The 17,364-nt window shown below is 69.2% G+C and carries 19 protein-coding genes and 1 riboswitch; of the genes, 8 read left to right on the forward strand and 11 right to left on the reverse strand.

Annotated elements, in window-relative coordinates:
* Positions 1-105: 105 nt before the first annotated feature.
* From KBZ19_RS01925 to KBZ19_RS01935, 3 genes are all read right to left on the reverse strand, one after another.
* Positions 106-249, reverse strand: a complete 144-nt coding sequence (locus KBZ19_RS01925; protein ID WP_198948234.1) for a hypothetical protein — start codon at positions 247-249, stop codon at positions 106-108.
* Between the two features lie 77 nt (positions 250-326).
* Entirely contained in the window at positions 327-950 is a 624-nt protein-coding gene (locus KBZ19_RS01930) for a HupE/UreJ family protein (RefSeq protein WP_255099561.1), read from the reverse strand.
* A gap of 26 nt (positions 951-976) precedes the next feature.
* Positions 977-1,159, reverse strand: a riboswitch (cobalamin riboswitch).
* Between the two features lie 80 nt (positions 1,160-1,239).
* Positions 1,240-2,469 (reverse strand): GTP-binding protein, encoded by a 1,230-nt coding sequence (locus KBZ19_RS01935; RefSeq protein WP_255100030.1) that lies wholly within the window; start codon positions 2,467-2,469, stop codon positions 1,240-1,242.
* Between the two features lie 317 nt (positions 2,470-2,786).
* Here KBZ19_RS01935 and KBZ19_RS01940 point away from each other — a divergent pair, with 317 nt between their 5' ends.
* Both KBZ19_RS01940 and KBZ19_RS01945 read left to right on the forward strand, forming a co-directional pair.
* On the forward strand, positions 2,787-3,785 hold the full coding sequence (locus tag KBZ19_RS01940; protein ID WP_255099562.1) for a DnaJ C-terminal domain-containing protein: 999 nt from the start codon (positions 2,787-2,789) through the stop codon (positions 3,783-3,785).
* Positions 3,778-4,086 (forward strand): chaperone modulator CbpM, encoded by a 309-nt coding sequence (locus KBZ19_RS01945; RefSeq protein WP_094510905.1) that lies wholly within the window; start codon positions 3,778-3,780, stop codon positions 4,084-4,086. The genes KBZ19_RS01940 and KBZ19_RS01945 overlap by 8 nt, the downstream gene beginning before the upstream one ends.
* Before the next feature lie 105 nt (positions 4,087-4,191).
* Here the strand turns inward: KBZ19_RS01945 and KBZ19_RS01950 are convergent, their stop codons facing one another.
* Positions 4,192-5,787 (reverse strand): iron uptake porin, encoded by a 1,596-nt coding sequence (locus KBZ19_RS01950; RefSeq protein ID WP_255099563.1) that lies wholly within the window; start codon positions 5,785-5,787, stop codon positions 4,192-4,194.
* A gap of 157 nt (positions 5,788-5,944) precedes the next feature.
* Entirely contained in the window at positions 5,945-6,154 is a 210-nt protein-coding gene (locus KBZ19_RS01955; protein WP_255099564.1) for a hypothetical protein, read from the reverse strand.
* Between the two features lie 247 nt (positions 6,155-6,401).
* Between KBZ19_RS01955 and KBZ19_RS01960 the strand changes: the two genes are divergently transcribed.
* A complete protein-coding gene (locus KBZ19_RS01960) occupies positions 6,402-7,454 on the forward strand; it encodes an imelysin family protein (RefSeq protein WP_255099565.1) in 1,053 nt (350 codons plus the stop codon).
* A 53-nt stretch (positions 7,455-7,507) separates the two neighbouring features.
* Positions 7,508-8,806 carry a di-heme oxidoredictase family protein gene (locus KBZ19_RS01965; RefSeq protein WP_255099566.1) on the forward strand — a complete coding sequence of 433 codons (1,299 nt, stop codon included), beginning with the start codon at positions 7,508-7,510 and terminating at the stop codon, positions 8,804-8,806.
* A gap of 75 nt (positions 8,807-8,881) precedes the next feature.
* Here the strand turns inward: KBZ19_RS01965 and KBZ19_RS01970 are convergent, their stop codons facing one another.
* On the reverse strand, positions 8,882-9,325 hold the full coding sequence (locus KBZ19_RS01970) for a Fur family transcriptional regulator (RefSeq protein WP_094510910.1): 444 nt from the start codon (positions 9,323-9,325) through the stop codon (positions 8,882-8,884).
* Between the two features lie 175 nt (positions 9,326-9,500).
* Between KBZ19_RS01970 and KBZ19_RS01975 the strand changes: the two genes are divergently transcribed.
* The 3 genes from KBZ19_RS01975 (at position 9,501) to KBZ19_RS01985 (ending at position 12,244) form a co-directional block, all read left to right on the forward strand.
* Complete coding sequence (locus KBZ19_RS01975) at positions 9,501-10,541, forward strand: metal ABC transporter solute-binding protein, Zn/Mn family (RefSeq protein WP_255099567.1); 1,041 nt, start codon at positions 9,501-9,503, stop codon at positions 10,539-10,541.
* 111 nt (positions 10,542-10,652) lie between these two features.
* Positions 10,653-11,420, forward strand: a complete 768-nt coding sequence (locus tag KBZ19_RS01980; protein WP_255099568.1) for a metal ABC transporter ATP-binding protein — start codon at positions 10,653-10,655, stop codon at positions 11,418-11,420.
* Positions 11,417-12,244: a metal ABC transporter permease gene (locus KBZ19_RS01985; RefSeq protein ID WP_255099569.1), complete on the forward strand. Its 828-nt coding sequence runs from the start codon at positions 11,417-11,419 to the stop codon at positions 12,242-12,244. Before KBZ19_RS01980 ends, KBZ19_RS01985 begins: the two co-directional genes overlap by 4 nt.
* 17 nt (positions 12,245-12,261) lie before the next feature.
* Here the strand turns inward: KBZ19_RS01985 and KBZ19_RS01990 are convergent, their stop codons facing one another.
* From KBZ19_RS01990 to KBZ19_RS02005, 4 genes are read right to left on the reverse strand one after another with little or no spacing between them, the layout of a single operon-like run.
* Positions 12,262-13,626, reverse strand: coding sequence for a hypothetical protein (locus KBZ19_RS01990; RefSeq protein ID WP_255099570.1), 1,365 nt, complete (start codon positions 13,624-13,626; stop codon positions 12,262-12,264).
* The gene (locus KBZ19_RS01995) at positions 13,623-14,318 is read right to left on the reverse strand and encodes a TIGR03943 family putative permease subunit (RefSeq protein ID WP_255099571.1); all 696 of its coding nucleotides are present in this window, start codon (positions 14,316-14,318) and stop codon (positions 13,623-13,625) included. The genes KBZ19_RS01990 and KBZ19_RS01995 overlap by 4 nt, the downstream gene beginning before the upstream one ends.
* Positions 14,315-15,292 carry a permease gene (locus KBZ19_RS02000; RefSeq protein ID WP_255099572.1) on the reverse strand — a complete coding sequence of 326 codons (978 nt, stop codon included), beginning with the start codon at positions 15,290-15,292 and terminating at the stop codon, positions 14,315-14,317. The genes KBZ19_RS01995 and KBZ19_RS02000 overlap by 4 nt, the downstream gene beginning before the upstream one ends.
* A complete protein-coding gene (locus tag KBZ19_RS02005) occupies positions 15,289-15,756 on the reverse strand; it encodes a 6-carboxytetrahydropterin synthase (RefSeq protein ID WP_094510917.1) in 468 nt (155 codons plus the stop codon). Before KBZ19_RS02005 ends, KBZ19_RS02000 begins: the two co-directional genes overlap by 4 nt.
* Positions 15,757-15,845: 89 nt before the next feature.
* On the opposite strand from KBZ19_RS02005, the gene hisIE reads away from it, so the two are divergent.
* Complete coding sequence (gene hisIE, locus KBZ19_RS02010; protein ID WP_255099573.1) at positions 15,846-16,592, forward strand: bifunctional phosphoribosyl-AMP cyclohydrolase/phosphoribosyl-ATP diphosphatase HisIE; 747 nt, start codon at positions 15,846-15,848, stop codon at positions 16,590-16,592.
* Here the strand turns inward: hisIE and KBZ19_RS02015 are convergent.
* Complete coding sequence (locus tag KBZ19_RS02015; protein ID WP_255099574.1) at positions 16,583-17,182, reverse strand: peptidase; 600 nt, start codon at positions 17,180-17,182, stop codon at positions 16,583-16,585. The two genes, hisIE and KBZ19_RS02015, sit on opposite strands and share 10 nt — an antisense overlap.
* Positions 17,183-17,364: the final 182 nt, after the last annotated feature.

The raw sequence follows: 17,364 nt of genomic DNA on the forward strand, positions 1-17,364 counted from the left end.
TGTGGAATGGCAAGCCAGAAAGATTCCCCGCAGGCAAGGCAACCCAAAGAAAAAGCGACCATCAGCAGGGCTGACGATCGCTGATGGCGAGATAGAGGGAAGCGTTCAGCGGCTGGGGCGGACCCGGACTGGAACGAGAGCCGGCTGCATCAGACCGCCGCCGGAATTGTCGTCATCGGAGTCGGTGGTGAGCCAGAAGGCCAGGCCGAACAGGGCGATGACGCCGGTGAAAAGCAGAAGTTCGACCATGGCACCCAACCGGTATCCAGCAACGTTAGCCAGAACCTGAGGGCTGACTGTGTCGATGACTGCGATTGGTGCTCAGCTCAGGGGGCGCCGGCGCCGGCGAGCAGACCGATCGGCCCCAGGGCCAGCAGCGCACCCACCACGGTGAGCAGAACGGCAAGACGCACGGTCCAGGCGGTGCCAAGCCGGCGCAGCAACAGGAACGTGACCCCCACGGTGAGGCCGGAGGCCAGCAGGGCTCCAGCCCACCAGCTGCTGGCACCGCTGGCTTCATGGCCGTGCAGCATGGCGTGGATCGCCACCGCCACCATCACCACGGTGCCGGCCGCAGGAATGGAAGGAGGGTGGCCAGAGCGGCGGCTCATCAGGATCAGCACACCCAGACCCGAAACCGCCAGTGCCGCCAGCAGCTCAGCCACGGGCAGGCCGCCGCCGCTGACACCGAAGAACGCCCCGATCACGGCACCGGCCAGGGCGAACAGCAGGAGCTGGGCACTCACGAACGACGAGGCCGCACCCACGCCCACCAGCAGGAAGAGGTGGTCGAGGCCGGTGAGGGGATGGCTGAAGCCACCCGCCAGGCCGGCTCCGGCCAGGCCGTGGGCGGAGGCGGGCAGGGTGCCCAGCAGGCTGAGGCCAAGACCGGCGCAGCCGGCCAGCACCAGATCTCGGCCTGACGAGGACTTGAGGGAAGCGAAGGGCATGGTGAACTCCGGTCCGCGCCGGGGATTGAAGGGGGAGGAGCAGGGGCGAGCGTTCTGGCTGAGGGCCCACCTGTTGATGGGGCCCATCACAGCTGCGGGACAGCGCCGGAGTGACCACCACGCCTTCGGACAAGGGTGATGCTGGCACCGGACTTTCCTCGTTGCCTCACCGGGGTGCGCACCGGCAAACCACTGCGGGGTCAGTATGAAGCCAGTCCCGCCGCCCGGGAGTTCAACGGCAACCTTTGGATGCGGGGCCTCAGGTTGAAGGGCTGTCTGGCGAAGAGCGTCAGGAAAAGCCCTTGCCGGCCGCACCGCTGGCGACGCAGGCCCGCAGCTGACGGCGCAGCTTGTCGTGATCGAGCTCCTTGCCGATCAGCACCAGCTGGTTCTTGCGCGGTCCTTTCCAGTCGGTGTCGTCGATCGAGAAGCGCTTGCCCGCCAGGTGGAACACATGGCGCCGCTCGCTTTCGCTGAACCAGAGGATTCCCTTGGCCCGAAACACCCCGGCCGGCATCTGGTTGTCGAGGAAGTTCTGGAACTTGCGCAACGAGAAAGGCCCCTCGGCAGCGAAGGAGAGCGAGGTGAAGCCTTCGATCGCCAGATGGTCGGCGGCATGGACACCGTCGCCATGGGCGTGATCGTGATCGTGGCTGTGGTCATGGCCATGGCTGCTGTGGTCGTGGACGTGGTCGTGGTCGTGGACGCACTGGCCATGGTCGTGGTCGCAGGCGCTGTGGTCAGCGGTGTGGTCAGCGGCAGTGGCGTGGGTTGCGGCGGCACCCTCGGCCGCGCCGGCGCTGTGGGCATGGCTGTGGCCGTGTTCGTGATCGTGATCGTGGTCATGGCCGTGGTCGTGGCTGTGCGCCTTGGCCTCGCCGGCCTGGTCCGCCACCACCCGATCGGACTCGAACAGCCCCACGCTCAGCAGCAACGGCAGCGGCACCTGCCCGCTGACCGAGCGCAGGATGCGCGCGTCCTTCTTCAGCTCGCGCAGGCGTGATTCCACCTCCACCAGCCGCTCCTCCGCCACCAGATCGGTCTTGTTGAGCAGCAGGATGTCGCCATAAATCACCTGGGCGCGCCCCACCTCGCTCGCCATGGTGGAGTCGTCAAAGTTCTCCGCATCGATCAAGGTGATGATCGAATCGAGCCGGGTGGTGTCGCGCAGCTCGCTGCCGAGGAAGGTCATCGCCACCGGCAGCGGATCGGCGAGGCCGGTGGTTTCCACCACCAGGTAGTCGACCGGATCGGGGCGATCGAGGATGCGCTCCACCGCCTCCAGCAGTTCGCCGTTGATCGAGCAGCAGATGCAACCGTTGCTCAGCTCCACCATGTCGTCGCCGGTGGCGATGATCAGGTCGTTGTCGATGCCGATCTCACCGAACTCATTCACCAGGACGGCGGTCTTGATGCCGTCCTGGTTGCTGAGGATGTGATTCAGCAGGGTGGTTTTGCCGGCGCCGAGAAAGCCGGTGAGGATCGTCACCGGCAGGCTGGTGATGCCGGCCTCCGCCATGGCGGGGATGGGCACCGTCGCAGGGCCGTCGGCGCGGAGATTGGTGGCGTGGAGATCACTGGCGGTGCTGGTCATGGCGATGGCGGCCAGGGCGGAGCTGATCCCACCAGTCTGGCGCCTGGCCTCTGCGAGCTGGCTCGCTGATGCGGCCGGTTGCAGGCTGGCAAGCGGCCAGGGCGCGGCCAGGAAGCTGCCGCTTCTACGCCTGACGCGGCGCGATCACGACTGGGCGTGGCAGGGTTGGGAGGAGCCCCGTGCGGGCCGCCCCCACAGGCGGCCACCCTCCAGGCGCAGCTCTGTTCGGAGGCCCGGCGACGATGAAGTTCAAGGACTACTACGCCGCCCTGGAGCTGGAGCGCGACGCCGATGGCGACGCGATCAAGAAGGCCTACCGGAGGCTGGCCCGCCGCACCCACCCGGACGTGGCCAAGGAGCCCGGTGCCGAGGAGCGCTTCAAGGAGATCAGCGAGGCCTACCAGACACTTTCCGATCCCGAGAAGCGCCAGGCCTACGACGACCTGGGCCGCCATGGCAGCGGGGAAGACTTCAGCCCACCGCCCGACTGGGAGAGCCGCTTCCGGCGGGAGGGCGGCCAGCCGGCCGGTCAGGACGTGGATCTGGCCGATCTGTTCGAGCAGATGGGCTTTGGCGTTTCTGGCGGCGCCGGTGGGTTTGGTGGCGGTTTCGGTAGCTCCGGCGGTTTCGGCCAACAGGCTGGCGGCTTCCCGGTCCGCGGCCAGGACCTGGAGGTGACCACGGAACTGACGCTGGAGCAGGCGGCCCAGGGCACCGAGGTGGCGTTCACGCTCAGCGTTCCCAGCCGCCGCGCCGACGGCGGCATGGCGCGGGAACCCCGCTCCGGCGCGATCCGGGTGCCGCGCGGTGTGGCCGATGGCGAGCGGCTGCGGGTGCCGGGCCGTGGGGGCCCCGGCCTCGGCGGCGGCCCGGCCGGTGATCTGTTCCTGGAGATCCGGCTCAAGCCACACCCCCGGTTTCGCCCCGTGGGCCACGACCTCTACCTGGAGCTGCCGATCGCCCCCTGGGAGGCAGCACTGGGCGCTGAGATCGAGCTGCCCACGCTCGCTGGCACAGCGCGGGTGACCGTGCGGCCGGGCATGCGCAACGGCCAGAAGCTGCGGCTGGCGGGCAAGGGTCTGCCACGGCGCAAGGAGGGCGCCGGCGATCTTTACGGTGTGATCCAGATCGTGATGCCGGAGCAGATCGGCGATCGCGAACGGGAGCTCTACCGCGAGCTGGCCGAAGCCTCCGCATTCAACCCCCGTCCATCGTTCGAAGGAGCCGCCACCCATGGCTGACGATCCGCTGATTCCCGCCGACGACGACAGCCCGGTGGCACTCGAGGAGTTGCTGGCGGCCTCCGGCCTGGCCCATGAAGAGGTGAGCGAACTGGTCCAGTTCGGTGTGTTCCAGCTCACCGGCACGGGCACCTCCTGGTGCTTCCATGCCCGCACCCTCACGCTGGCCCGCCGCGCCGCCCGCCTGCGCGACGACTTCGGCCTCAACGTGCCCGGCATGGCCCTGGCCCTCACCTACCTCGAACGCATCGAGGCACTGGAAGCGCGGCTGCGGGAACTGGAGTGCCAGCTGCCGCGCTGAGATGGGGCCGCTGCAGCCACTCCATGGCCCCCTCGCTAGCCAGTGCATCAGACCAGGACGGCCATCCTGAACACAGAGTCAGCCCACAGCCTCCAAACCCCCGGATCAGAACCGGAAGGTGGTTTTCACCAGGCCACCCAGTTGGTTGAAGGTCTCGCCGGAGGGAGTGTCCTGGCCCAGGGGCCGGCTGAGATAGAAGAGGGCGGGCGTCACGGAGATGTTGTCGCTCACCTGGAACTTGTACCACCACTCCCACACGACATTGCCGTCGTTGGGGGAGTCGCTGCCTTCAAGGGCCGTGGCGAAGACCGGCTGGCCCACGGCCATGCCGAGGGCATTCCCCTTCACGAACACATCGCTCCACTCCAGCCCCACCATCCACGACTGACTGGTGCGCACATCGCCATCCACCTCCTGGCCGTCGTACGACGTGGAGTTGATGCCCCAGCCGGCACTGATCGATGGCGCCCAGCCGGAGCTGGACGGCTGCCAGTAGCCACTGAGGCCGATGGCATTGGTGCTGCTGCTGGGGTTCTCGAAGGCGAGGGCGGTGATGGGCGTGGTGCCGGGCACCCCCACCCCTGACTGGATGTAGCTGTAGATCGCAGCCACGGCCCATTGCTCCTGCGCATAACCGATCTGCACGGTGCCGGTACCGGCGCTGGCGCTGGTACCGATGCCGCCCTCGCTCGGATTGCCGCCGTTGCCGTTGGCGGCCACGTAGTTGGCGCTCACACTGAAGCCACCGTTCTGCCACCAGAGGCCGGCGCCGGGGCCGAGGTTCTTGTTGTAAGCCGCCGGTGCACCGTTGAGGGTGAGCGCGTTCAGGATCGTGTCGCTGGGGTACACGCTCGGCCACAGGGCGAGCATGTCTTCCTGACCGACGCGGCCACCGAGGGTGGCGGTGAAGCCGCTGCCGAGCGGGAATTGATAGAAGAGCTTGTCGATCGCCACCACATCGCCGCAGTCGGCGTTGTCGCCGCAATCCTCCTGGAACGCCACTTCCAGGGTGGAGAGGCCGCCGGTGGGGCCGGCGCCGCCGAAGGCGCTGTCGGCGAAATTGCCGGCCCGCAGGATCGTGCGCAGCAGATCCTTGCCGCTGAAGCTGGTGTCGAAGCTGAGCTGGAGGTCGTAGCTGAAGGTGGTGGCGCCCACCTCCTGGCGGACCGCCCCTGTTGGAGCACTGCCGCCGAAGGCATTCGCCCCGAGCACGAAGGTGGCCTGGCCGCTCAGCTTGGTGGTGGTGGAGAACTGGCTGGCTTCCAGCTCGCCGACTTTGGCTTCGAGGCCATCCACCCGGCCCTTGAGCACGGCCAGTTCAGCTTCGAATTCCTTGAGCAGGCGGCGCAGCTCGTCGGTGACCTCGGTGATGCGGTCGAGGCAGGCGTTGAGCAGAGCAGCGGCTTCCCAGCGGCTGAGGGCCTGCTTGCCGCGAAAGGTGCCGTCGGGGTAGCCGGCGACGCAGCCGTAGCGCTCGATCAGGTTGGAGAGCGCCTGATAGGCCCACTCGGTGGGCTGAACATCAGAAAACTGATTGATGCTGGTGACCTGATCGGCGCTGAGGCCATCGGCGGCCTGGCCAGCGGCATAGCGCTGGATGCCCTCCAGGTTGAGCTCCGCCGCGCTGGCGCCAACGGGTGCCAGCGGCGCCAGCAGACCGAGGGCGGCAGGAACGATCAGGCGAAGCAGAGGCTGGGTCATGGAGGGCTGGGGGCAAGGTGAATGATGCGAAAAAGATAATCGTTATCAAAGCTCTTAGGACTGATCGTGGCCGGTTGCCCTGCCGACCAGTCCAGCCTTGGGGTATCCGCTGCTGATTCCGTCCCGGCAACCACTGTGCGAATCAGCGACTGCTGTCTCAGTCATCGCCATCGTCGTCATCGTTTCCTTTGCGTTTCTCGCCCCCATCACGGTCGTCGTCGCTGTCATCGCGGCTGTCTCGCTCTTCGCTGGCGTCGTCGCGGCCCGGGTTCTGAGGCACCAGAAAGCCAGGGATGAATCCACAACCCGTGGTCGCAGCGATTAGCACCCCGGCGATGAATGAAAGGCTGAGGCGGGATCCGGGCATGGGGCATCAGGGCCAATGGAGACAGATTGTGCGGGCTGAGGAGCGGATGGCATCCCCCGGGCACAGAGCCGGGTGTCTTTGGTGACAGGCTCCGCTGGCGTCAGTGCCAAGACCGGCAGGCCTGCGGCCACTGGCCCTTTGTGCTGGATGCGGAACCCGGTGCCAACCATCACACCGGTGGGTGGCCAATGGGCCCTGCGCTGCAAGGCAGCCGGGGGACAGTGCCGACAGCTGTCAGCCGCAGACCATGACGCACATCCAGCTCCGGTGTCGCCGCCTCGCTCTGAGCCTGCCGCTTTGGCTGGGCCTCACCCTGAGTGCCTGCAGCATTCCCAGCACCAACTCCGTCACAGCTGTGCCGACGGATCAGGCGGTTCCGACAGAACAGGCAGTGGTGACGTCCTTCGTGGAGACGGTGGTCACGCCCAACTATGCGCAGCTCGTGAAGCAGACAGCTGCTCTGCAGGACGCCATCCGGCTCCTCACGGACAAACCCACCGAGGCCCATCTCCAGTCGACCCGCCAGGCCTGGCTGGCGGCCCGCCAGACCTGGGAAACCAGCGAGAGCTGGGCATTCGGCCCCGCCGCCACGGAGGGTTTCGACGGGGCCATGGACGACTGGCCGGTGAACCGCAAGGACCTCGCGACTGCTCTGAGCAGTGGACGCTTCAGCCCCGAAACCTTCGCCACGCTCAGTGAAACCGCCAAGGGGTTCCACGGCATCGAATGGGTGATCTACGGCGGGCGAACCGGCAGCCCTCCCAGTGCAGAGCAACTGAGCGCCAACGAACTCGTCTACCTGGGTCTGGCGGCCGCTGATCTTCACAACCAGGCGGAAGGACTGCTGGCCAGCTGGTCGGGGCCGCAGGGCTTCGGGGCACGGATCAGCAGTCCTGGCGAAGCCGGCGCAGCGGTGCAGGAGATGCTGCAGGGAGTGATCGGCCTGCTCCAGGAGGAGGGCGATGAAAAGCTTGGCCAACCACTCAACACACGCGATCCCCACACCCTGGAAAGTGCCGCCAGTGGCAACACCCGAGCGGATCTGGTGGCCAACGTGGAAGGAGCCCGGCGGGTGCTACTGGCTACAGGGCTGCTTGGCCTGATCCGCGGCCGCGATCTGGAGCTGGCCAGCCAGATCGACGCCCAGAGCGCCGCCGCGGTGGCGATGGCCAAGGCCCTGCCCCAGCCGCTCAACGACGCCCTCGCTGATCCCTCCTCCCGTCAGGCGATGCAGCAGCTGATCACCCAGCTGCACAGCACCGCAAAACTGCTGGAACGGTCGGCACACCTACTGTCCTGATGGCTCGCCACTGTTGCAAGAGGCCGCCGATGTGGCGGTTGGTGCTGCCAATGATGCTGGGCCTGCTGGCCTTGCTGGTGGTGCTGGCCATCCGGCTGCAACCCAAGGTGGCGGCGACTGATCCGCAGCGGGCCGCCGGAGTGATGACGGTGGCCAACCGCACATCGGCTTCCTTTGAGCAACCGGCCGCCGGCCTCAGCCCCGCCGAACTCGACCGCCATCTGATCTCCGATGTGCTGTTCGATCGCACCCATGTGCCTCTGGCCGGATCCCCCGGTGCTGGCCTGGGCCCCCGGTTCAATGCCGCCTCCTGCATCGCCTGCCATGTGCGCAACGGCCGCGGCCGACCGCTGATGGGAGAAGCGTTGGTGCGGGTGGCCCTTCCGGATGGCCGGCCCGTGCCGGGCCTCGGTCATCAGGTGAGGGACCGGGCGGTGTTGGGCTGGCGGCCCGATGCGGCTGTACAGGTGGAATGGCAAGCGCAGGGGGGCCTGCGGCGGCCGTTGGTGCACCTCAAAGGGCCGGAAGGCGTTGATCTGGCGGCCGCCAGCGTGGCCCGCTCCTTACGTGTGGCGCCGCCGCTGATCGGCATGGGTCTGCTGGAGGCAGTGCCGGAGACGGTGATCCTGGGCCGCGCCGATGCCGACGACCACGATGGCGACGGCATTTCCGGCCGTCCCCACTGGTTGGTGGCTGACTCCGGTCAGCGGCGGCTGGGACGCTTCGGCTGGAAGGCCCTGGCAGCTTCCGTGCGCGAGCAGACCACCGCCGCCTTTCTCAATGACATGGGCCTGACCACAGAGGCCCTGACCACAGAGGCAGTGCCCGGTTCCGGCCTTGCTGCCGGTGGGCAAGCGGCTGATATCAGCGACGAAGAGCTGGCTCTGGTGACCTTCTACAGCCAGACCCTGGGAGCGCCGCGCACCGCCCTGCCGGCCTCCAGCCGAGCGGTGAGACGGGGCCAGGAGCTGTTCGACTCGCTCCAGTGCGCCAGCTGCCATGTGCCCCAGCTGATCACCGGCCGCTCGCCGCAGGCGGTGGCGCAGGCGCTGCAAGGCCAGACGATCTGGCCCTACACCGATCTACTGCTCCACGACCTGGGTCCCGGCCTCGATGACGGGGTCGCGGAGCAGGGGGCGGCAGGGAGCGAATGGCGCACCGCGCCGCTCTGGGGCGTAGGCCTGACCCAGCGGGTGAACGCCTCAGCCGGTTTCCTTCACGACGGTCGCGCCCGCACGCTTGAAGAAGCGATCCTGTGGCATGGAGGGGAAGCAGAAACGTCGCGGTTGCGCTACGAACAGCTGTCCGTGCAGGGTCGCCGAGAACTGCTGGCCTGGTTGGCGCAGTTGTGAACCCTGGGTTTGGCAAGGCGGCGCTGTGACGGTGTGGCAGAGCCGCCTTTCATGCCGGGGCCTTCCGCGCGGTGATCAGGAAGCGTCGTGGCGGGCCTGGCAGCTGGGGCAGATGCCGAAGAACTCCAGGGTGTGGAACAGCAGCCGGAAGCCGTCCAGCTGCTGGGGTTGCAGGTGGACGTCGTGCATGGGGCAGGCCCGCAGCGGCAGGGTGCGGCCGCAATCGACGCAGGTGAGATGGTGCTCGTCCCGTTCGGTGGGGGCGTAGAGGGCTTCGCCACTGGGCAGATGGCGGCAACGAACCAGCCCGCGCTGCTGCAGCTGGCGCAGGTGCCGGTACACCGTGGCCAGGCCCATGCCATGGGGCGTGCCGCGCAGCCGGGCATGCAGGTCCTGGCCGGAAAGCTCGTGGCCGGCGGCCTGCAGCTGATCGAGCAGATGGCTCTGTTTGGCGTTGAGCGGGCTCTGCTTCAGCGGGCTCTCGTTCTGCGAAACAGGAACGGCTGCCTCGGAAGCCATGGCCAGGACGACAGCGGGTCAACGCCGATCCTATGGAGCGCCGTGAGAGGGCGGCGCCTGCGCGGCGGCGATGCAGAGGCCGAGGCACGGGCGCAGGCCATGCCTAAATGAGTATGATTCTCAATTCGACCCCTCGCCGTTTCGGTGCCGGGATCCCCGCTCTCCTCTGCCTGCCATGCGTCTCCTTCTGCGCCGTGCGGCGGTACTGGCTTCTGCGGCCCTGCTGGTCGCCTGCGGCCAGACCGCCCAGAATCCGGCGGCCAGCAACGGCACCGACCTGCAGGTGGTCACCACCTTCCTGCCGATCACCGGATTCACCAAGGCGGTGGCGGGCGACTGCGCCACGGTGCAGGCACTGGTTCCCACCAATGTTGGACCCCACGACTTCCAGGCCACCCCATCGGATCTGGTGAAACTGCAGAAGGCCGACGTGCTGGTGAAGAACGGCCTGGGTCTGGAGTCGTTCCTCGACAAGCTGATCGCCAGCGCCGACAACCCCACGCTGCGCGTGATCGACACCAGCAGCGGCGTGGCGACCCTGGCCAATGCGGACGAGAAGGCCGCGGAGAAAGGCGGTGGTGAGCACGGGCATGACCATGGCCACGACCATGGAAGTGATCCCGCTGGCGAGGAGGCGGAAAGCCAGGAGGCGGCCAAAGAGCACGACCAGGGGCATGATCACGGCCACGAGCACGGCCCGATCAACCCCCACATCTGGCTCGATCCGCTGCGGGCCGTCCAGCAGGTGGAAACGATCCGGGATGGCCTGATCGCCGCCAAGCCCGCCTGCAAGGAGCAGTTCAGCGCCAACGCCGCCAGCTTCACCGCCGAGCTGCAGGCACTGAATGCCGAGCTCGCCGCCCAGCTCAAGCCCTTCGCCGGCAAGACCTTCGTGGCCTTCCACGACTTCGCCCCCTACTTCGCCGAGCGCTACGAGCTCAAGACCGCCTTCGTGGTAGAGGCGCCCGAGCAGAACCCCACCCCGGCCGATCTGCAACGGGTGGCCGAGCAGGTGAAGCAGTCCGATCTCAAGGCCCTGCTCTCCGAGCCGCAGGAAGGCAGCCGCTCGTTCAACGCCCTCGCCGGCGACCTCGGTGTGCGGGTGAGCGTGTTCGATCCGCTCGAAACCGGTCCGGCCGAGGGCGAAAACCCCGGCTACTACACCGTGCAGATGCGCCGCAACGTGTCGGATCTGGTCAAGGCCTTCGGCAAGTGAGCCGGCCCGGACCAGCTGCACTGGTGGCAGCAGCCCACCACCTGGCGGCGCTTCCACCTGCAGCGATCTCCCGGGCGGTGGATCCCCCCGCACGGCCGGTAGGCTGAAGCCATGGCGGAAATGGTTCTCGAAGTCAGCGACCTCACGGTGCGGCGCGAGGGCACGACAGCCGTGGAGGGGGTGAGCTTCACCCTGGCGGCGGAAACCGACACGGCGCTGGTGGGCCCCAACGGGGCCGGCAAGAGCACCCTGGTGCAGGCTCTGCTGGGCATCCTGCCGCGCCAGAGCGGCCAGGTGCGGCTATTGGGTCGGCCGATGGGCCCCCAGGGCCAGCTGCCCGCTTCGGTGCGGGCCCAGGTGGCTTATCTGCCCCAGTCCTTCACCGTCCGCTACCGCTGCCCCCTCAGCGTGGCCGACTTCGTGGGCCTCGGCTGGGATCCGCCCGGGCTGCAGTTGCCCTGGCGCGGCAGTGAGCGGCGGCGGCAGGCGGTGCGCCAGGCCCTGGCCAAAACCGGCTGCGGCGACCTGGCCGACCGGCTGATCAGCGAGCTCTCCGGCGGCCAGACCAAGCGCGTGCTGCTGGCCTTCTGCGTGGTGCGGCCCCGGCGCCTGCTGGTGCTTGATGAGGCCCAGGCCGGCCTCGACAGCCAGGCGGCGGAGCAGTTCTACGGCCTGCTGTTCGACCTGCGCCGCAGCGAAGGCTGGACGATCCTGCAGGTGTCGCACGACCTTGAGATGGTGCGGCGCACCTGCGATGGCGTGCTGTGCCTGAACCGCAGCCTGCGCTGCTCCGGCCCCCCCGATCACGCCCTCAGTCCCGCCCAGCTGGAGCGGGTCTACGGCCGGGGCTATGTGCCCTACCACCATCACCACCGATGAACGACGGCGTGGCCCTGGCCGAGCTGCTGGCCCTGCCCTTCATGCAGCGTGCCCTGATCGGCGGCCTGCTCACCGGCGCCTTGGGCGGCCTGCTGGGCAGTTTCGCGGTGCTGCGTCAGCTCTCCTTCTTCAGTGATGCGCTCGGCCATTCGGCCCTGCTCGGCATCACCCTCGGCATCCTGCTGGGCCTCAACCCCACCTTGGTGCTGATTCCCTTCGCGGTGCTGTTCGCCCTGGTGGTGAGCCGCCTGGTGGAACGCAGCCAGCTGCCCACCGATGCCCTGCTCAACATCGTTTATTCCTCGTCGCTGGCGATCGCCGTGGTGGCGCTCAGCTTCGTGCGCAGCTACAAGGGCGGCATCCATCAGCTGCTCTTCGGCGATATTCTCGGCATCTCCTGGCTCGACCTGGGGCTGATCGTGGCCCTGCTGCTGACTGCCGTGGGCTACCTGGGCCTCACCCGCCGCGACCAGATCCTGCTCACGCTCGATGAGCCACTGGCGCTCTCGCGTGGGGTGGCAGTACCGCTGCACCGGCTCCTTTTCATTGTGCTGCTGGCGGTGGTGGTGGCGATCTCGATCAAGGCGGTGGGGGTGCTGCTGATCAGCGCCTTCGTGGTGATCCCCGCCTGTGCCTCCCGGCTGGTGAGTGTTCAGTTCAATGTCTACGTGGCGCTGGCCGCTGGCCTTGGCGCCATCTGCGCCGTGCTCGGCCTGCTGCTCTCCGGCAGCCTGAACCTGCCGTCAGGTCCCTGCGTGGTGCTGATGCAGCTGGTGGGCTTCCTGCTGGCCCTGGCGCTGGCCCCACGGCAACGGCTGGCCTGAGCGGGAGCGGGCGCCCCTCAGCCGGCTGGCAGCCACTGGGCCTGGCGCACCGGCTTGTCCATCAAGGTGAGCTCGAGGCTGAACGGATCGATCAGGGCGGGCTGGGCCTCACGGCGCTGGAGCGGGCCGCCGGCAGGGGTGTCGAGCTCCAGGCGGCGCAGGGTGAGCAGCAACCGTTCGCCGGTGGGGTCGTAGTGGAGGCCGGTGCCCGGCTCCAGCTCCCAGCCGCTCAGCTCTCGGCGTTGCAGCACCGCGCCGTTGCGATCGAGGGCCAGCAGGATGAGCCGCGGCTCAGCGATGCCCTCGATCAGCAGCGCCCACACCCGTTCGCCGCCACGGGAGCAGGCGCTGGCCACGAGCCCGGCGCTGCCGATCCAGAGCGGCCGCGGTGCCTGCCCCGGCTCCACCAGCTCCAGCGAGCGCCGGAAATCGGGCCAGTGCCGCACCAGCAGCGCCCGCCCCGCCACCGGGCAGAAGCTGCTGAGGTCGCGGCTGCCGGGCAGGATCTGGCGGCGTGGTTCCCGCGGCGGCAGGGTGCGCAGCGACAGCCCCTCCCGCTCCGGCACGATCAGCTCACCGCCGCCGGGCAGCAGCGCCACCGGTCCACTGGCCTCGATCTCGAGACGTCGCCTGCCGCCGCCGCGGAACCACTGCACCAGATCTTCCGGCCCCTGGGTCATGGCCGTGGATTGCACCAGCAGATCGCCCTGCCGGTTGCTGCTCAGCTGGGCGTACTGCAGCGCCTCGCGCGTGAAGCGATCGATGCCCGTCTGTCGCACCCGGCCCAGATCGGGCCGCAGCGGTGCGTCCATGGCGGCCACCCGCGCCAGGTTGCGCTCCTGCAGGTTGAGGCGCCACACCTGGTGACGCCCCTGGTCGTCCCGGCTCACGATCCCCAAGCCGGAGCCATCGCCCAGCGGCTCGATCTCGGTAATCGAGCTCCACACCGGAGACAGTGCCGTCCAACCACCATCGTGCTGCCGCACCTGCACCTGCTCACCGCTGCCCACCGGCACCACCGCCAGCAGATGGGCGCGCGGATCCCATTGCCAGAGGGCCGGACGCATCGGCAGGCCACGACGGTCGTCGCCCTGCAGCTGCAGCCGCAACGGGGTGACCAGCCGCTGCCCCTGGCCCGGCAGCAGCAGCAACGGGTTGCCGCCGCCCTGCAGATCGAAGCGCAGCGGCGGCTCCAGGCGGGTGCGGGCCGCCACGCTGCCGGGATTCATCGGCCGGCTGAAGCGCAGGTTCAGGGCCGCCGGGCCGGAGCTGGCCGCCGCCTGCTCCAGCGCCAGCAGCCGCGGCGGCCGATGGAGCAGCACCTGCTGCTGGGCGACGGCCAGCAGCACACCAGCCAGCAGGGCCAGGCGCAGGGCCCTCATGGTTCGAGCGGCCGCGCCGGCCGGGGGATCGGTCGCACCGACTCCGCGCGGATCACGCTGCGGGTCTGGCCGTCAAAGCGTTCGGTGTCCATCACGCCGCGCAGCTCCAGCCACTGATCGGCCTTTGGCAGCGGCCGGCCCGGGGGCCACAGCACCGGCAGCCCCACCGGCGTGGCATCCACCAGGCAGCAGCGCACCAGCAGGCGAGCCAGCTGGGGACGGTCCCCGGGCACGGGCAGCACGAAGCCGCTGATGCGCACCGGATCGCCCGCATGCAGCTTCGGGTCGGGCTGGCTGCGCAGCAGGCGCACCCACTCGGTGAGGCTGCGCTGGCCCGGCGGCACCACGAAATTCAGGCCCGGCTCATCGAGCAGTTCGCGGTCGCGGTTGGCGGCGAGATCGGCGAACGAGGGCCGCGGTGGCACCAGCAGGACCGCAATCGCCACCACCACGCCCACCAGCAGCACGGTGCGTTGCCGCGGCGTGGGGGCTGCGCCACCCCCTCCCACCAGCTCCAGCAGCGCCACGACCACCAGCACCACGCCGCTGATCCACACCAACGGATGGAACACGGCCCTCAGCAGCAGATCCAGCCGGCCGCTGATGTCGCTCTGGAGCAGCACGGCCCCCCACAGCCCCAGGCCGAGGGGCCGCAACCAGCGGCCGCCGCGCAGACGTCGGGGGAGTGTCACAGCAGCCACAGGTTCACCCACTGACCGATCAGCAGCACGACCAGCACGGCGCTGACGGCCGTGAGCAGGATGGCGCGCGGACGCAGCAACACGCCGAACAGCCCCACCAGCTTGATATCGATCACGGGCCCAAGCAACAGGAAGGCCAGCAGGGCACCCGGGGTGACCTGGGCCGCGAAGCCCAGGGCCAGGAAGGCATCCACGCTGGAGCACACCGACACCACCAGGCTCAGCAGCATCAGGGCCAGGATCGAGAGGGTGGGGGCCCCACCCACCGCGAGCAGCCAGGGCCGCGGCACCAGCGTCTGCACGAGGGCGGCGATCACGCAGCCGAACACCAGCAGGGCCGCCAGCTCGATGAACTCCCGGCTGCCATGGCCCAGGATTTCCGCCAGCGGAGCGCGGGGCGTGCGGCGTGGAGCAGCCGCCAGGGCCTGGGCCGCCAGCGGGTCAGCACCGATCACCCCGCTGCGGCGCTCCAGCAGGCTGACCTGGCTGAGCGGCAGGACCAGCCGCCGTTCCTCCAGCAGCGCCGGCTGCAGCAGCGCCGCCTCCGGCAGGCGGGCCAGCAGGGTGGCGAGCACGAGCGCGATCAGCACCGCCCCCACGGGCCGGGCCACCAGCAGCCAGGGCTGGTTGGGGAAGGCGGCCCAGGTGCTGGCCACCACGATCGGGTTGAGCACCGGTGCCGCGAACAGGAAACCGAGCGCCGTGGCCAGCGGCGCCCCGGTGGCCAGCAGCTGACGCGCCACCGGCACATTGCCGCATTCACAGGCAGGCAGGGCAAAGCCGAGCGCGGCACCGGTGAGCGGCCCCAGCAATGGATGGGCTGGCAGGCGCCGCACCCACTGCCCGCCCGGGCTGAGCCAGCGGGCCAGGGTGGAGATGGTGACCCCGATCAACAGAAACGGCATCGCCTCGATCAGCAGGGCCTGAAACAGGGCCCAGGCCGTGGCCAGACGTTCGGGGCTCACAGGACCGGCTGAAACCAGGTGGGAACGGCCTCATAGCAGGCGGCGTTCTTTTCGTTCTCCCGGGCCTCCACCTTCCAGCAACAGGCGCGGCCGCCATCGCGCGCCAGCAGCAGCTCGTTCGCCCACCCCCACACCAGCTCGGCGCTGCTTTCCATGCCCACGTTGTCCATCACACGCAGGTCGAGGGCGCCCTGGCTGTGCAGCGCCTGCCACTGGGGCAGCAGCGGGTCGTCGGCATTCACCAGGAAGGTGTGATCGAACTGAACGGCCAGCCTCGCCTCAAGCGGCTGCAGGGAGGAGAAATCCACCACGAAACCGTTGGCATCCAGCTGGGTGGCCCGGAACCACACGGTGAAGCTGCGGCTGTAGCCGTGCACGAAACGGCAGTGGCCGGGATGGCGCCACTGGCGATGGCAGCAGGGGTAGCCGCTGAACCGTTTGGAGCAGGTGTGGGCCGCGGTCATGGCAGGGGAGCGTGGATCGCCGCCTCTCGGGGGGTGTCAGTCTTGGGGGATCCTTTCGCCCCGCCGCGAGGTCTAGCGCGGACACCACCATGGAGGAACGCCATGCTGCCGCTGCGCCGCCCACAGCGGCCGGTGGCGGGCCAGCCACTCAGATCGAAGCGCCCCTGGTGGAGCCGGCCTGGATCGATCAGCTTCGTTTCGATGCCGCCGGCCTGATTCCGGCCGTGGCCCAGGACTGGCTGGATGGGGCGGTGCTGATGGTGGCCTGGATGAACCGGGAAGCGATCACGCGCAGCCTGGCCAGCGGCGAGGTGCACTACTGGAGCCGTTCCCGCCAGGAGCTGTGGCACAAGGGAGCCACCAGCGGCCACTTCCAGACGCTGCGCGGCCTCCGCTACGACTGCGACGCCGACGTGCTGCTGCTGACGATCGAGCAGAAGGGCGGGCTGGCGTGCCACACCGGGGCGCGCAGCTGCTTCTTTGCCGACGGCGAGCCGCACGCGCAGGCGGCGGCGCCGGCTGTGGCGCTGCCGCCGCCGGCCGATGCCTGCACCGAGCTGGCACGGGTGATCGTGGCGCGGCGCGAGCAGCCGGAAGCGGGCAGCTACACCAACAAGCTGCTGGAGGGGGGCGATAACCGCATCCTCAAGAAGATCGGCGAGGAAAGCGCTGAATTCGTGATGGCCTGCAAGGACGACGATGCCGCCGGCATCGCCGGCGAGGCCGCCGACCTGATCTTTCACCTGCAGGTGGCGCTGGCCCATCACAGGGTCGAATGGCGCCGGGTGCTGGAGGTGCTGGCCGAACGCCGGGGGGCGCCCCGGCGTCACGGCTGAACGGGGACCGGCGCGGCAGCCGGTGCAGGCAGCGGCTGGCCGAAACGGCTGGGCTGGGCCTGCAGCCAGCGCAGGGTGGCCCGATCCCGGGCCGTGAGCGCCACCACTGGCTGGCGGCCGGGCACCGCCGCCAGGGCATCGGCCGGATCGTCGCTGTGACCCCAGAGGCCGAAGGCATGGCCCAGCTCGTGCAGGGCGGTGGCCTGAATGGCCAGCTGACGCTGCCCCGGGCTGATCAGCACCTCCACCCGCGGCTCCAGCCGCCAGCGACCGGCCCGCTGCACCTCCAGCACCTGCAGCGAGGCGCGCCCGTGGCTGGCACGCAGGCGCCCGCCCAGCTCCCGCAGCGGCGGCCGCTGACGCCTCACCAGCACCTGCGCCTGCGCCGGATCCGTCACCCGCACAATCACCAGCTCCTCCGCCCAGCTGGCCAGCGCCGCGTTCACCGCCTGCTGCCAGCGACTCTCCAGGGACGCCGCCGCAGCGGGGGCAATGGCTCCAGAGGCAGCGGCAGGCTCCACCCAGACGCACCAGCGCGCCAGGCGCGCCCAACCGGCGGGCGTGGGCGTCAGCCGGTGGCTGTAGCCCACTGGGGGCTGCGCGGAGAGGGAGGAAGCTGCTGGATCAGGTGGGGGCGGAACGGCCTGCAGGCCGGCGGCTGTGTCCGTACCGCCAGTGGCGGCTGGGCCAGTCCGCCATGGCCGTGCGGCTAGCGCCGGTGGGCAATCGGTGCTGGGATCCAGGGCAGCAGGCGCCGGGCCCCGGCCTGAAA

Origin of the sequence: Synechococcus sp. L2F (assembly GCF_024345695.1) — a bacterium.
Taxonomy (GTDB): domain Bacteria; phylum Cyanobacteriota; class Cyanobacteriia; order PCC-6307; family Cyanobiaceae; genus MW101C3.

Coding starts and splice junctions, on each gene's coding strand:
- KBZ19_RS01985 (WP_255099569.1), top strand. CDS start 11,417: ATGAACGACGGCGTGGCCCTGGCCGAGCTGCTGGCCCTGCCCTTCATG.
- KBZ19_RS02005 (WP_094510917.1), bottom strand. CDS start 15,756: ATGACCGCGGCCCACACCTGCTCCAAACGGTTCAGCGGCTACCCCTGC.
- KBZ19_RS01945 (WP_094510905.1), top strand. CDS start 3,778: ATGGCTGACGATCCGCTGATTCCCGCCGACGACGACAGCCCGGTGGCA.
- KBZ19_RS01925 (WP_198948234.1), bottom strand. CDS start 249: ATGGTCGAACTTCTGCTTTTCACCGGCGTCATCGCCCTGTTCGGCCTG.
- KBZ19_RS01950 (WP_255099563.1), bottom strand. CDS start 5,787: ATGACCCAGCCTCTGCTTCGCCTGATCGTTCCTGCCGCCCTCGGTCTG.
- KBZ19_RS01940 (WP_255099562.1), top strand. CDS start 2,787: ATGAAGTTCAAGGACTACTACGCCGCCCTGGAGCTGGAGCGCGACGCC.
- KBZ19_RS01980 (WP_255099568.1), top strand. CDS start 10,653: ATGGCGGAAATGGTTCTCGAAGTCAGCGACCTCACGGTGCGGCGCGAG.
- KBZ19_RS01970 (WP_094510910.1), bottom strand. CDS start 9,325: ATGGCTTCCGAGGCAGCCGTTCCTGTTTCGCAGAACGAGAGCCCGCTG.
- KBZ19_RS01935 (WP_255100030.1), bottom strand. CDS start 2,469: ATGGCGGAGGCCGGCATCACCAGCCTGCCGGTGACGATCCTCACCGGC.
- KBZ19_RS01930 (WP_255099561.1), bottom strand. CDS start 950: ATGCCCTTCGCTTCCCTCAAGTCCTCGTCAGGCCGAGATCTGGTGCTG.
- KBZ19_RS01990 (WP_255099570.1), bottom strand. CDS start 13,626: ATGAGGGCCCTGCGCCTGGCCCTGCTGGCTGGTGTGCTGCTGGCCGTC.
- KBZ19_RS01975 (WP_255099567.1), top strand. CDS start 9,501: ATGCGTCTCCTTCTGCGCCGTGCGGCGGTACTGGCTTCTGCGGCCCTG.
- KBZ19_RS01965 (WP_255099566.1), top strand. CDS start 7,508: ATGCTGGGCCTGCTGGCCTTGCTGGTGGTGCTGGCCATCCGGCTGCAA.
- hisIE (WP_255099573.1), top strand. CDS start 15,846: ATGGAGGAACGCCATGCTGCCGCTGCGCCGCCCACAGCGGCCGGTGGC.
- KBZ19_RS01955 (WP_255099564.1), bottom strand. CDS start 6,154: ATGCCCGGATCCCGCCTCAGCCTTTCATTCATCGCCGGGGTGCTAATC.
- KBZ19_RS01960 (WP_255099565.1), top strand. CDS start 6,402: ATGACGCACATCCAGCTCCGGTGTCGCCGCCTCGCTCTGAGCCTGCCG.